This window comes from Streptomyces sp. NPDC104313, from assembly GCF_055583985.1.
This window is the reverse complement of sequence record NZ_JBVJMW010000001.1, coordinates 111,621-125,048: the sequence shown is the minus strand read 5'-3', so window position 1 is coordinate 125,048 and position 13,428 is coordinate 111,621. Positions and strand designations below refer to the sequence as shown.

Below are 13,428 nucleotides of genomic sequence, written 5' to 3'. Positions count from 1 at the left end.
CGCCTCCCTCGGTGGTACGGCCGTACCGGGCCGGCCTGGTACGGCCCGCAGGGTGCGGAGTGCGGGATTCCGGCGCGTACGGGATTCCGCGGTGTACGGGTTGCTCCGGCGTACACGTTTCACCGGTGCTGAGCTTCTCCGGCCCACGACGAAGGCGCGGCCCGCCTCACCGGGGCCTGTGCCGACGCCCCGGTGTGACGTACGTCGTGACGCACACCTCTGGGCGGGGGGCGCGGGACGGCCGTAAAGTGGGACGTTATGCAGCGCTACACATAAGTAGCCATTTCCCGGCGGTTTCGATTCTGTGCCTGCCGGGAAAGAGCCGTAGACACCGCAGGCAACGACGCCTGCTCTCTGCGGGTCCCCGGGCGCCGATCGTTCCGACAGCGACCCACCCCCCCCTGGCCGGGCCGGTCACCTCTGGTCACCCAGTCACTTCCGGTCACTACGGTGTCCGCATGTTGGAACATGCCTTCCGCTTCTTGAGAAGCGCCCCATCATGTAACCTGCACGAAATTTCGCAGAGGGCCAACGTCGTCCCTCGGCACCGCAAATGCCACGACGACGACGGGAGAGCCGATGCGTATCGACGCCTGGTCGCCCATGGACGGTCGCCCCGCCCAGCAGGGGATGTACGACCCCCGTAACGAACACGACGCCTGTGGTGTCGGGTTCGTGGCCACTCTGACCGGTGTGGCCAGCCATGAGCTGGTCGAGCAGGCGCTGACCGTACTGCGCAACCTCGAACACCGCGGCGCCACCGGCTCCGAGCCCGACTCCGGCGATGGTGCCGGCATTCTCTGCCAGGTCCCGGACGCCTTCCTCCGCGCCGATACCTCTTTTGAGCTTCCCGAGGCCGGCTCGTATGCCGTGGGCATCGCCTTCCTCCCCGCGGACGACTCCACCGAGGCCGTCCGGACGATCGAGAAGATCGCCACGCAGGAGGGCCTGAAGGTCCTCGGCTGGCGCGACGTCCCGGTCACCCCCGCACTTCTCGGCAAGGGCGCCCGCGCCACCATGCCCGAGTTCCGCCAGGTCTTCGTCGCCGACGGCGAGTCCACCGGCATCGTCCTGGACCGCAAGGCCTTCGTCCTGCGCAAGCGTGCCGAGCGTGAGGCCGGGGTGTACTTCCCCTCGCTCTCCGCCCGCACCATCGTCTACAAGGGCATGCTCACCACCGGGCAGCTGGAGCCGTTCTTCCCGGACCTCTCCGACCGCCGCTTCGCCTCCACGGTCGCGCTGGTCCACTCCCGCTTCTCCACCAACACCTTCCCCAGCTGGCCGCTGGCCCACCCGTACCGCTTCGTCGCCCACAACGGCGAGATCAACACGGTCAAGGGCAACCGCAACTGGATGAAGGCCCGCGAGTCCCAGCTCGCCTCCGAACTCTTCGGCCAGGCGCAGCTGAGCCGGATCTTCCCCGTCTGCACCCCGGACGCCTCCGACTCGGCCTCCTTCGACGAGGTCCTGGAACTGCTCCACCTCGGCGGACGCTCGCTGCCGCACTCGGTGCTGATGATGGTCCCCGAGGCGTGGGAGAACCATGACTCCATGGACCCAGCCCGGCGCGCGTTCTACCAGTACCACGCCACGATGATGGAACCCTGGGACGGCCCGGCCTGCGTCACCTTCACCGACGGCGTCCAGGTCGGCGCGGTCCTCGACCGCAACGGTCTGCGCCCCGGCCGCTACTGGGTCACCGACGACGGCCTCGTCGTGCTCTCCTCCGAGGTCGGCGTCCTGGACATCGACCCCGCGAAGGTCGTCCGCAAGGGCCGCCTCCAGCCCGGCAGGATGTTCCTCGTCGACACCGCCGAGCACCGCATCATCGAGGACGACGAGATCAAGGCGTCCCTCGCCGCCGAGCAGCCCTACCAGGAGTGGCTGGAGACCGGCGAGATCGAGCTGGGCGACCTGCCCGAGCGTGAACACATCGTGCACACCCACGCCTCGGTCACCCGCCGCCAGCAGACCTTCGGCTACACCGAGGAAGAGCTTCGCGTCATCCTCGCGCCGATGGCCCGCACCGCCGGCGAACCGCTCGGCTCCATGGGCACCGACTCGCCGATCGCCGCGCTCTCCGAGCGCCCCCGGCTGCTCTTCGACTACTTCACCCAGCTCTTCGCCCAGGTCACCAACCCGCCGCTGGACGCCATCCGCGAGGAACTCGTCACCTCGCTGCGCTCCTCGTTGGGCCCCCAGGGCAACATCCTGGAGCCGACCGCCGCCGCGTGCCGCAGCGTCACCCTGCCCTTCCCGGTGATCGACAACGACGAGCTCGCCAAGCTGATACACATCAACGCCGACGGCGACATGCCGGGCATGACGGCCGTCACCCTCTCCGGTCTCTACCGGGTGAGCGGCGGCGGCGACACGCTGGCCGCGCGCATCGAGGAGATCTGCACCGAGGTCGACGCCGCCATAGAGGACGGCGCCCGTCTGATCGTCCTCTCCGACCGGCACTCCGACGCCGAACACGCACCGATCCCCTCGCTGCTGCTCACCTCCGCCGTCCACCACCACCTCATCCGCACCAAGCAGCGCACCCAGGTGGGCCTGCTGGTCGAGGCCGGGGACGTCCGCGAGGTCCACCACGTCGCGCTGCTCATCGGCTACGGCGCCGCCGCGGTCAACCCGTACCTCGCCATGGAGTCCGTCGAGGACCTGGTCCGCGCCGGCACCTTCATCGAGAACATCGAGTCCGAGCAGGCCATCCGGAACCTGATCTACGCGCTCGGCAAGGGCGTCCTGAAGGTCATGTCCAAGATGGGCATCTCCACCGTCGCCTCCTACCGCGGCGCCCAGGTCTTCGAGGCTGTCGGCCTGGACGAGGCCTTCGTCGCGACGTACTTCAACGGCACCGCCACCAAGATCGGCGGCGCCGGTCTGGACGTCGTCGCCAAGGAGGTCGCCGCCCGGCACACCAAGGCGTACCCCGCCTCCGGGATCGCGGCCTCGCACCGCGCGCTGGAGATCGGCGGCGAGTACCAGTGGCGGCGCGAGGGCGAACCGCACCTGTTCGACCCGGAGACGGTCTTCCGCCTCCAGCACGCCACCCGCAACCGGCGCTACGACATCTTCAAGCAGTACACGGAGCGGGTGAACGAGCAGTCCGAGCGCCTCATGACGCTCCGCGGCCTCTTCGGCTTCGACTCCGGCCGCGAGCCGATCTCCCTCGACGAGGTCGAGCCCGCCTCCGAGATCGTCAAGCGCTTCTCCACCGGCGCCATGTCCTACGGCTCCATCTCCCGCGAGGCGCACGAGACGCTCGCCATCGCGATGAACCAGCTCGGCGGCAAGTCCAACACCGGCGAGGGCGGCGAGGACCCGGACCGCCTGTACGACCCGGCGCGCCGCTCCTCCATCAAGCAGGTCGCCTCCGGCCGCTTCGGTGTGACCAGCGAATACCTGGTCAACGCGGACGACATCCAGATCAAGATGGCCCAGGGCGCCAAGCCCGGCGAGGGCGGCCAGCTGCCTGGCCACAAGGTCTACCCGTGGGTCGCCAGGACACGTCACTCGACGCCCGGCGTCGGTCTCATCTCGCCGCCGCCGCACCACGACATCTACTCCATCGAAGACCTCGCCCAGCTGATCCACGATCTGAAGAACGCGAACCCGCGGGCGCGGATCCACGTGAAGCTGGTCTCCGAGGTCGGCGTCGGCACCGTCGCCGCCGGTGTCTCCAAGGCCCACGCGGACGTCGTCCTCATCTCCGGCCACGACGGCGGAACGGGCGCCTCCCCGCTCACCTCGCTCAAGCACGCGGGCGGCCCCTGGGAGCTCGGCCTCGCCGAGACCCAGCAGACCCTGCTGCTCAACGGCCTGCGCGACCGCATCGTCGTGCAGACCGACGGCCAGCTCAAGACCGGCCGCGACGTCGTCATCGCCGCGCTGCTGGGCGCCGAGGAGTTCGGTTTCGCGACCGCGCCGCTCGTCGTCTCCGGCTGCGTCATGATGCGCGTCTGCCACCTGGACACCTGCCCGGTCGGCATCGCCACCCAGAACCCGGTGCTCCGCGACCGCTTCTCCGGCAAGGCCGAGTACATCGTCAACTTCTTCGAGTTCATCGCCGAAGAGGTCCGCGAGATCCTCGCCGAGCTGGGCTTTCGCACCATCGAGGAGGCCGTCGGCCACGCCGAACTCCTCGACACCGACCGGGCCGTCACCCACTGGAAGGCGCAGGGCCTGGACCTGGCTCCGCTCTTCTTCGTCCCCGAGCTGCCCGAGGGAGCGGTCCGCCACCGCATCGTCGAGCAGGACCACGGTCTGACGAAGGCGCTCGACAACCAGCTGATCAAGCTGGCCGCCGACGCGCTCGGGGCCGAGACCCCCGAGGCCGCCCGGCCGGTCCGCGCCCAGGTCGCGATCCGCAACATCAACCGCACCGTCGGCACGATGCTCGGCCACGAGGTGACCAAGAAGTTCGGCGGTCCCGGCCTGCCCGAGAACACCATCGACATCACCTTCACCGGCTCGGCCGGCCAGTCCTTCGGCGCGTTCCTGCCGCGTGGGGTGACCCTGCGCCTGGAGGGCGACGCCAACGACTACGTCGGCAAGGGCCTCTCCGGCGGCCGGGTGATCGTCCGCCCGGACCGGGGCGCCGACCACCTCGCGGAGTACTCCACCATCGCCGGCAACACCATCGGCTACGGCGCGACCGGCGGCGAGGTCTTCCTGCGCGGCCGTACCGGCGAACGCTTCTGCGTCCGCAACTCCGGTGCGCTCGTCGTCTCCGAAGGCGTCGGCGACCACGGCTGCGAGTACATGACCGGCGGCCGGGCCGTCGTCCTCGGCGAGACCGGCCGCAACTTCGCCGCCGGTATGTCGGGCGGTGTCGCCTACGTCATCGACCTGAACCGCGACAACGTCAACGTCGGCAACCTCGGCGCGGTCGAGGAACCGGACGACACCGACAAGCAGTGGCTGCACGACGTCGTGCGCCGCCACCACGAGGAGACCGGCTCCACCGTCGCCGAGAAGCTCCTCGCCGAGTGGGACACCGCCGTGAGGCGCTTCAGCAAGATCATCCCGTCCACGTACAAGGCAGTGCTCGCCGCCAAGGACGCCGCTGAGCTCGCCGGTCTCTCCGAGCAGGAGACCACCGAGAAGATGATGGAGGCGGCGACCCATGGCTGACCCCAAGGGCTTCCTGACCACCGGACGCGAGGTCGCCCAGACCCGCCCCGTGGCCGAGCGCGTCAAGGACTGGAACGAGGTCTACGTTCCGGGCTCGCTGCTCCCGATCATCAGCAAGCAGGCCGGCCGCTGCATGGACTGCGGCATCCCGTTCTGCCACAACGGCTGTCCGCTCGGAAACCTCATCCCCGAGTGGAACGACTACGCCTACCGCGAGGACTGGACCGCCGCCTCCGAGCGGCTGCACGCCACGAACAACTTCCCGGAGTTCACCGGGCGGCTGTGCCCGGCCCCCTGCGAGTCGGCGTGCGTGCTCGGCATCAACCAGCCCGCCGTCACCATCAAGAACGTCGAAGTCTCCATCATCGACAAGGCGTGGGACAGCGGCGACGTCACCCCGCAGCCGCCCGAGCGCCTCTCCGGCAAGACCGTCGCGGTCATCGGCTCGGGCCCGGCGGGGCTCGCCGCCGCCCAGCAGCTGACCCGGGCCGGTCACACCGTCGCCGTCTACGAGCGCGCTGACCGCATCGGGGGCCTCATGCGCTACGGCATCCCCGAGTTCAAGATGGAGAAGTCGCACATCAACCGCCGCATCGAGCAGATGCGCCTGGAAGGCACCAAGTTCCGTACGGAGGTGGAGATCGGCAAGGACATCGACGCCGCGAAGCTCCGTCGCCGCTACGACGCGGTCGTCATCGCGGCCGGTGCCACCGTCTCCCGCGACCTGCCCGTCCCCGGCCGTGAGCTGGGCGGCATCCACTTCGCGATGGAGTACCTGCCGCTCGCCAACAAGGTGCAGGAGGGCGACCTGACCGTCGCCCCGATCCACGCCGGCGGCAAGCACGTCGTCGTCATCGGCGGCGGCGACACCGGTGCGGACTGCGTGGGCACCGCCCACCGCCAGGGTGCGGCCTCCGTCACCCAGCTGGAGATCATGCCGAAGCCGGGCGAGGAGCGGAACCCGGGCCAGCCCTGGCCGACCTTCCCGATGCTCTACAAGGTCACCTCCGCGCACGAGGAGGGCGGCGAACGGGTCTACTCCGTCTCCACCACCCACTTCGAGGGAGACGAGGACGGAAACGTCGCGGCCCTCCACCTGGTCGAGGTCGAGTTCAAGGGCGGTAAGCTGGAGCAGAAGCCCGGCACGGAGCGGCGCATCCCCGCGCAGCTCGTCACCCTCGCCATGGGCTTCACCGGAACCGACCAGTCCAACGGTCTGGTCCAGCAGTTCGGTCTGGAGCTCGACCAGCGCGGCAACGTCGCCCGCGACGAGCACTACGCGACCAACGTCGACGGCGTCTATGTCGCCGGAGACGCGGGACGCGGCCAGTCGCTGATCGTCTGGGCGATCGCCGAGGGCCGCTCCGCCGCCCGCGGGGTGGACCGCTTCCTGACCGGGACCAGCGCCCTGCCGGCGCCGATCCGCCCGACGGACCGTTCACTGCTGGTCTGAGCACCACCCGGATTCCCCCTGGGCCACGCGGCCCGGGGGAGCCCCCACAAGACGTCCCGTACAACGGCGTACGGAACTGAACGCGGCGCCTGCCTGTCCCCGACCGGACTCAAGCGGGCGCCGTGGCGCGTCCGGGGCCGGGTCCTTCCACGGTGCCCGGCCCGGCGGCGTCCGCCCGGCCTCAGCCGCCCGTCAGAGCCGAGGTCCGCACGCCCACCACCACCGCGAACAGGCCCGCCAGCACCAACCCGCCCGCGAGCTGCACCGGCCACACCCGCAGCTTCGCCGGCGCGAAGGCGAGCCCGTACGTCACCAGCGCCCCGGTCAGCAGCCCGCCCAGGTGCCCCTGCCACGAGGTGAACGCGGCCGAGATCAGCATCCAGAGCAGGAATCCGGCCATGAAGCGGTTGACGGCCGCCATGTCACGGCCGAGCCGCCGGTGGATGACCCAGTACGCGGCCGCCAGCCCGAAGACCGCGCCGGAGGCGCCGACCGTCGAGGTGTCCGGGGCCAGCAGGTACACCAGGACCGAACCGCCCACCGCCGACAGCAGATACAACGCGGAGAAGCGGGCCCGCCCGAGCTGATCCTCCACCGCCCGGCCGATGTTCCACAGCGCGAACATGTTGAACACCAGGTGCATCACCCCGAACGAGGCATCCGGAGGAAGGTGCAGGAAGGCCCCGGTCACCAGCCGGTACCACTCCCCGTCCGCGATGCCCGTCAGCTCGTACCCGGGATAGGTGTCACCCCGGTAGTAGTACCGCTCACCGTCCGGCCCGGTGAGCGCCGCCCCGAGCACCGCGAACCGGTCCACGATCTCCGGTCTGACCACCTCGCCGATGTAGACCAGGACATTGAGCGCCATCAGGATGTACGTCATGATCGGCGCCGTTGCCCGGGACACCGCACCGCCGAAGACCGTACGGGCCTGGCGCACCGAGCGCTGCCCCTCCTTCACGCACTCCACGCAGTGGTGGCCGACAGCGGCCTCCCGCATGCAGTCCGGGCAGATGTAGCGGTCGCAACGGGTGCAGCGGACGTATGTCTCGTAGGACGGGTGGCGGTAACACGCGGTGGCGGCGGCCTCCATGGCCGGCTCCTTCACTGGGGATGTGTAACGGGGCCGGTGGGGGCGGCGGCGATCAAGATAGCGAACCGGTGCGGTGGCCCGTGTGCCCGGGGCCCGGCCGTGGCCTACGCTCAAGGTCCGCGGAGCACGGAACGGGGGCCGTCATGCAGGGTGTGAACACGGTCGTGGGCTCCGGCCCGGCCATCGGTCTCACCAAGGTGCGCGAGACGGCTCCGGCCCTGGTCGGCCACTACAGGAGCGCCGGGATCTCGCTGGAGAAGCACGGTCTGGGCGGTCACCGCGCGGCCGTCTACCTCGTTATCGACCACTCCGGTTCGATGAGGCCCTACTACAACGACGGCAGCGTCCAGGCACTGGCCGACCGGGTGCTGGGTCTGTCGGCCCATCTCGACGACGACGGCACGGTGCCCGTCGTCTTCTTCTCCACTGACGTCGACGCGGTCACCGATATCGCCCTCGGCAACCACCGCGGCCGGATCGAGACGATCGTGGCGGGCCTCGGGCACATGGGGAGGACCAGCTACCACCTGGCGATGGACGCGGTCATCGACCACTACCTCGACAGCGGCTCCACCGCGCCCGCCCTGGTCGTCTTCCAGACGGACGGCGGGCCGGTCAACAAGCTCGCCGCCGAACGCTATCTCTGCAAGGCCGCGAAGCTGCCCCTGTTCTGGCAGTTCGTCGGCTTCGGCAACACCCGCGGCAGCCAGTTCGACTTCCTGCGGCGGCTCGACGAGCTGGCCGTCCCCGCCAAGCGGACCGTCGACAACGCCGGGTACTTCCACGCCGGCCAGGACCCCCGGAAGGTTCCGGACCCCGAGCTGTACGACCGGCTCGTCGCCGAGTTCCCGCGCTGGCTGGCCGCCGCCCGGGAGCAGGGGATCGTCCGATGACGGTACGGATCCTGCGCGCCGCCGACCGCGCGCCCGTCCCGTGGAGGAACGGCGGCGGGACCGTCCGCGAGATCGCCACCGGCCCCGAGGGCGCGGGCACCGACGCCTTCGACTGGCGGGTGAGCCTGGCGGACGTCACCGCCGACGGGCCGTTCTCCGCCTTCCCCGGTGTGGAGCGCGTCCTGACCGTGGTCGAGGGTGCGGGCATGGACCTCGTCGTCGGCGGCGAGCACCACATCGTCGACGAGCCGCTGTGGCCGTACGGCTTCCCCGGCGACCTGCCCACCGAGGGCTTCCTGCTGGCGGGCCCCGTCGTCAATCTCAACGTCATGTACCGCAGGGACCGTACGCGGGCGGAGACCGCCGTCGTCTGCGGCACGGTCCGACTGCTGCCACCGGAGTGCGGCGCCGTGCTGGCCGTCTCCCTGGACGACGGCGCGGAGCTGGAGGGCGCGGGCGTCCGGCTGGACCGCTACGACGCGGTGCTGGCGGCCGGGGTGTCGCCCGGGGTCCTGCGGACGATGGGCCGGGCGGTGCTGATCACGTTCTCCGGCGTGTGACGGGCCTGCCCGACGGGCCCCGGCGGGCCTCCCCGATGGGCCCCCGACGGGCGGGAAACCCGGATGCCGATCGCCCCGTCGCGGGATACGGTCGCACGCATGCCCGAGAACGTATCCGTACCCGGAAGCACCGTGATCCGCCGCTACACCTCCGCGGACGAGGACGCCTCGATGGACGTCTGGTCCCGCGCCGGCAGCCTGGCCCACCCCTTCATCCCCGGCGAGGGCGAGGGCGAGCGCGCCCGAGAGATGCGCGAGACCTACCTCGTCCACGCCGAGAACTGGGTCGGCGAGACGGACGGCCGTGTGGTGGCTCTCCTCGGTCTCCTGGACGCCGAGATCGGCGGCCTCTTCGTGGCTCCGGAAGCACAGGGCACCGGGGTGGGCCGGCGCCTGGTCGAACACGCGGCGGCGCTGCGCGGTGCGTTGACCCTCGACGTGTACGAGAAGAACACCCGGGCCCGGAGCTTCTACGGCCGGATGGGCTTCGTGGAGGAGAGCCGCCGCGTCGACGAGGAGTACGACGAGGTCATGCTGAGGCTCATCCGGCCGGCTCCGGAGAACCGCGCCTGAGGCGCTCGGCGGCGGCGTCCTGGGCGAGAGACCGCGCGTCGGCGTCCCACGGAGAGCGTCCGGCCCGGTGAATTCGCCTGCCTGTCGCGTTCGAATACCGACAGAAGATGTCTGGTATCCGGTGTTCCATGGCACCCATGACCTCCTCATCGCCTTCGTCCGCCCCGGTCTCCTGGGAAGGCTTCGCCGCCGCCGAGCCCGATTTCGCCGCCACCGTGCGAGCCCGCTTCCGGCTCTACAAGCACCACGTCCTGGCCACCCTGCGGAAGGACGGATCGCCCCGGGTCACCGGCCTGGAGGCCGACTTCCGCTTCGGTGAGCTGCTGTTCGGCATGATGCCGAACTCCCTCAAGGCCCTGGACCTGCGGCGCGATCCGCGCTTCGCGCTCCAGGCCAACCCCGGGCCGGACGCCGAACTCAACGACGGGGACGTCCGGGTCAGCGGCCGGGCCGTGGAGATCACGGACCCGCGGCTGATCGCCCGCTTCATCGAGGAGGCGAGCCCACCGGAGCCCTTCCATCTCTTCCGGGCGGAGCTGACCGAGGTGGTCCGCATCGGGCTCGACGGCGAGGCGCTGGTCATCCGGTCCTGGCGTCCCGGGCAGCCGCCGCGCACCGTGCGCCGCACCGGCGACGACACCCCGCCGACCGAGGTGTCCTGAACAGGAGTGGCGACCGGCGGTCCTCAGCCCGCCAGTACCCGGGCCCGGCAGGCGGACGGCGTTCCCCAGGCGTCCCGCAGCGGCCGGGCCCGGCGGAGCCACCACGCGAGGTCCAGCTCCTCGGTGTAGCCGACCGCGCCGTGCGACTGGAGCGCGGTGCGGGCCGCCGCGTACCCCGCCTCGCCCGCCGCCGCCTTCGCCGCGGCGACCGCCGCCCCCGACCCGGCCGGGTCCCCGGCCAGCTCCACCGCCGCCCCGTACAGCAGCGGGCGCGCGAACTCCAGTCCGAGCAGGGTGTCCGCCAGCCGGTGCTTGACCGCCTGGAAGGACCCGACGGGCACCCCGAACTGGGTGCGCTGCTTCACGTACGCCACGGTCGCCCGCAGCAGCTCCTCCCCACAGCCCAGCGCCAGGGCCGCCGTGGCGAAGGAGGCCCAGTCGCCCGCCGACCGTGCCGCCTCACGTACCCCGGGGCCGGTCGCCGCCACCTCGCCGCCCGCCTCCGGCCGGAACAGCCGCCGCGCCGGATCCGCCGACGCCGACGGCTCCCCGTGCCCCGGCGCGAGCCGCAGTTCGTCGCCGTCCACCGTGAACACCGCGTCCGCCGCGTCCGCGTCCAGGGCGTACGGCCCGTGCCCCGCCAGCCGCAGCGAGCAGGCCGCCCCGCCGGAGGCGATCCGGGGCAGCCACTCCCTGGCCACCGGTCCGCCGGTCCCGCCCAGCAGCACCCCGGCCGCCAGGGTCTCCGCCACCGGTCCGGGCACCGCGTGCCGCCCCAGCTCGACGCAGGCGAGGGCCAGCTCCACGGGGAGCGGCCCGAGACCCCCGTACGCCTGAGGGACGGCGAGCGCGAACACCCCCGCGTCCGCGATCCGCCCCCACAGGGCCCGCCCCGGCCCGTGATCCCCGGCGGCCCACGCCCGCAGGACCGATGGCGTGCCGGCCGCCGTCAGCATCGCGTCCAGCGACCGGGCGAACTCCCGCTGCTCGTCGTCGAGGAGGAAACGCATCAGCGCCGTCCCTTCGGCAGGCCGAGCAGCCGCTCGGCGATGATGTCCCGCTGGATCTCGTTCGTCCCGGCGTACACGGGGCCCGCGAGGGCGAAGACGTACCCCTGCGCCCACGCCGTGTCCGCCAGCTCCGCGTCCGGGCCCAGCAGATCGAGCGCCGTCTCGTGCAGCGCGATGTCGTACGTCGACCAGAACACCTTGTTCAGGCTGGACTCGGGCCCCAGCGACGCCCCCGCCGCGAACCGGGACGCGGAGGCGGCCGTGAACAGCTGATACGCCCGCGCCCCGATCACCGCGTCCGCCACCCGGTCCCGCAGCGCCGTGTCCGTAGGGTCGCCCGCCTCCCGCCACAGGTCGGTGAGCCGGTCGGCGGCGGCCAGGAAACGGCCGGGGGAGCGGAGGGTGAGCCCGCGCTCGTCGCCGGTGGCCGACATAGCGATGCGCCAGCCCTGCCCCGGCTCCCCGATCACGTCCTCGTCCGGTACGAAGACCTCGTCGAGGAAGATCTCGGCGAACGCGGGCTTCCCGTCCAGCCGCCCGACGGGGCGGACGGTGACCCCCGGCTCCGACAGCCCGAACATCAGATACGTGAGCCCGTGATGCGGTTTCGCGGCCCCCGGGTCCGTACGGAAGATGCCGAAGGCCCGGTCCGCGAACGCCGCCCGCGAGGACCAGGTCTTCTGCCCCGACAACAGCCAGCCGCCGTCCGTGCGCACCGCCCGCGACCGCAGCGCCGCCAGGTCCGACCCGGCCTCCGGCTCCGACCAGGCCTGCGCCCAGACCACCTCGCCGCTCGCCATCGGCGGCAGCACCCGGGCCCGCTGCTCCGCCGTGCCGTGGGCGAGGAGGGTCGGGGCGAGGAGGCTGATCCCGTTCTGCGAGACCCGGCCCGGTGCGCCCGCCGCCCAGTACTCCTCCTCGAACGCCAGCCAGCCGAAGAGATCCGCGCCCCGTCCCCCGTACTCCTTCGGCCAGGAGAGCGCCGACCACCGGCCGGTGCCCAGCAGCGCCTCCCACTCCCGGTGCGCGGCGAACCCCTCCTCGGTCTCCAGGGAGGGCAGTGGCCGGGCCGGTACGTGGTCCCGGAGCCAGGCCCGGGCCTCGGCCCGCAGGGCTGCCGTCCGCGCCGTCTGCGCCAGATCCATGGAGCGCCCGCCTTCCGTCCGGTCGGCACCGTCGCCGACGGTGTTCCCTAACAAGTGTTTGGTAGGTTAACGTACGACCCACAGACCGTCGAGAAGCCGGGGGACCGGGCCATGGACACACCGTCGTACCTGCCGGGACACGGACTGCTGGCCGGCCGCACCGCCGTCGTGACCGCCGCCGCCGGAGCGGGGATCGGCGGCGCGACCGCCCGCCGCTTCCTGGAGGAGGGCGCCCGCATCGTGATCGGCGACGCCCACGCCCGCCGGCTGAAGGAGAGCTCCCACGCCCTCGCCGACGAGTTCGGCCCCGACCGCGTCACCCACCTGACCTGCGACGTCACCGATGAGGGCCAGGTCGGCGCCCTCTTCGCCCACGCCGAACGCACCCACGGCGGCCTCGATATCGTCGTCAACAACGCGGGCCTCGGCGGCACCGCCGAACTCACCGAGATGACCGACGACCAGTGGGCGAGGATCCTCGACGTCACCCTGAACGGCACCTTCCGCTGCACCCGCGCCGCCCTGCGCTCCCTCAAGGCCGCCGGAACCGGGGGAGTCCTCGTCAACAACGCCTCCGTCGTCGGCTGGCGCGCCCAGCGCGGCCAGGCCCACTACGCCGCCGCCAAGGCCGGCGTCATGGCCCTCACCCGCTGCGCCGCCGTCGAGGCCGCCGACTACGGCGTACGCGTCAACGCCGTCGCCCCCAGCCTGGCCATGCACCCGCACCTGGCCAAGGTCACCTCCGCCGAACTGCTCGCCGAGCTCACCGGGAAGGAGGCCTTCGGCCGGTACGCCGAACCCTGGGAGGTCGCCAACGTGATCGTCTTCCTCGCGAGCGGCTACTCCTCGTACATGACCGGCGAGGTCGTCCCCGTCAGCAGCCAGCATGCGTGAACACGC

At 71.5% G+C, this 13,428-nt stretch carries 10 protein-coding genes; 7 read left to right on the top strand and 3 right to left on the bottom strand.

Going from position 1 to position 13,428, the window contains the following annotated elements:
• The first annotated feature begins 579 nt into the window (after positions 1–579).
• Together gltB and ACZ60Q_RS00535 are read left to right on the top strand one after the other, a co-directional pair.
• Positions 580–5,139 (top strand): glutamate synthase large subunit, encoded by a 4,560-nt coding sequence (gltB, locus tag ACZ60Q_RS00540; protein ID WP_469626251.1) that lies wholly within the window; start codon positions 580–582, stop codon positions 5,137–5,139.
• A complete protein-coding gene (locus tag ACZ60Q_RS00535; RefSeq protein ID WP_469626250.1) occupies positions 5,132–6,592 on the top strand; it encodes a glutamate synthase subunit beta in 1,461 nt (486 codons plus the stop codon). The genes gltB and ACZ60Q_RS00535 overlap by 8 nt, the downstream gene beginning before the upstream one ends.
• A gap of 181 nt (positions 6,593–6,773) precedes the next feature.
• Here the strand turns inward: ACZ60Q_RS00535 and ACZ60Q_RS00530 are convergent, their stop codons facing one another.
• The gene (locus ACZ60Q_RS00530) at positions 6,774–7,685 is read right to left on the bottom strand and encodes a rhomboid family intramembrane serine protease (RefSeq protein ID WP_469626248.1); all 912 of its coding nucleotides are present in this window, start codon (positions 7,683–7,685) and stop codon (positions 6,774–6,776) included.
• Positions 7,686–7,828: 143 nt separating this feature from the next.
• On the opposite strand from ACZ60Q_RS00530, the gene ACZ60Q_RS00525 reads away from it, so the two are divergent.
• The 4 genes from ACZ60Q_RS00525 (at position 7,829) to ACZ60Q_RS00510 (ending at position 10,373) form a co-directional block, all read left to right on the top strand.
• Positions 7,829–8,578, top strand: a complete 750-nt coding sequence (locus ACZ60Q_RS00525; RefSeq protein WP_469626245.1) for a vWA domain-containing protein — start codon at positions 7,829–7,831, stop codon at positions 8,576–8,578.
• Positions 8,575–9,138 carry a HutD/Ves family protein gene (locus ACZ60Q_RS00520; RefSeq protein ID WP_469626243.1) on the top strand — a complete coding sequence of 188 codons (564 nt, stop codon included), beginning with the start codon at positions 8,575–8,577 and terminating at the stop codon, positions 9,136–9,138. The genes ACZ60Q_RS00525 and ACZ60Q_RS00520 overlap by 4 nt, the downstream gene beginning before the upstream one ends.
• Before the next feature lie 99 nt (positions 9,139–9,237).
• Positions 9,238–9,711, top strand: coding sequence for a GNAT family N-acetyltransferase (locus tag ACZ60Q_RS00515; RefSeq protein ID WP_469626240.1), 474 nt, complete (start codon positions 9,238–9,240; stop codon positions 9,709–9,711).
• 128 nt (positions 9,712–9,839) lie between these two features.
• Complete coding sequence (locus ACZ60Q_RS00510; protein ID WP_469626237.1) at positions 9,840–10,373, top strand: pyridoxamine 5'-phosphate oxidase family protein; 534 nt, start codon at positions 9,840–9,842, stop codon at positions 10,371–10,373.
• 23 nt (positions 10,374–10,396) lie between these two features.
• On the opposite strand, the gene ACZ60Q_RS00505 is transcribed toward ACZ60Q_RS00510, so the two are convergent.
• Both ACZ60Q_RS00505 and ACZ60Q_RS00500 read right to left on the bottom strand, forming a co-directional pair.
• On the bottom strand, positions 10,397–11,383 hold the full coding sequence (locus ACZ60Q_RS00505; RefSeq protein ID WP_469626235.1) for an acyl-CoA dehydrogenase family protein: 987 nt from the start codon (positions 11,381–11,383) through the stop codon (positions 10,397–10,399).
• Positions 11,383–12,528, bottom strand: a complete 1,146-nt coding sequence (locus tag ACZ60Q_RS00500) for an acyl-CoA dehydrogenase family protein (protein ID WP_469626232.1) — start codon at positions 12,526–12,528, stop codon at positions 11,383–11,385. Before ACZ60Q_RS00500 ends, ACZ60Q_RS00505 begins: the two co-directional genes overlap by 1 nt.
• Before the next feature lie 111 nt (positions 12,529–12,639).
• Between ACZ60Q_RS00500 and ACZ60Q_RS00495 the strand changes: the two genes are divergently transcribed.
• A complete protein-coding gene (locus ACZ60Q_RS00495; protein ID WP_469626230.1) occupies positions 12,640–13,422 on the top strand; it encodes an SDR family oxidoreductase in 783 nt (260 codons plus the stop codon).
• The last annotated feature ends 6 nt before the right edge of the window (positions 13,423–13,428 follow it).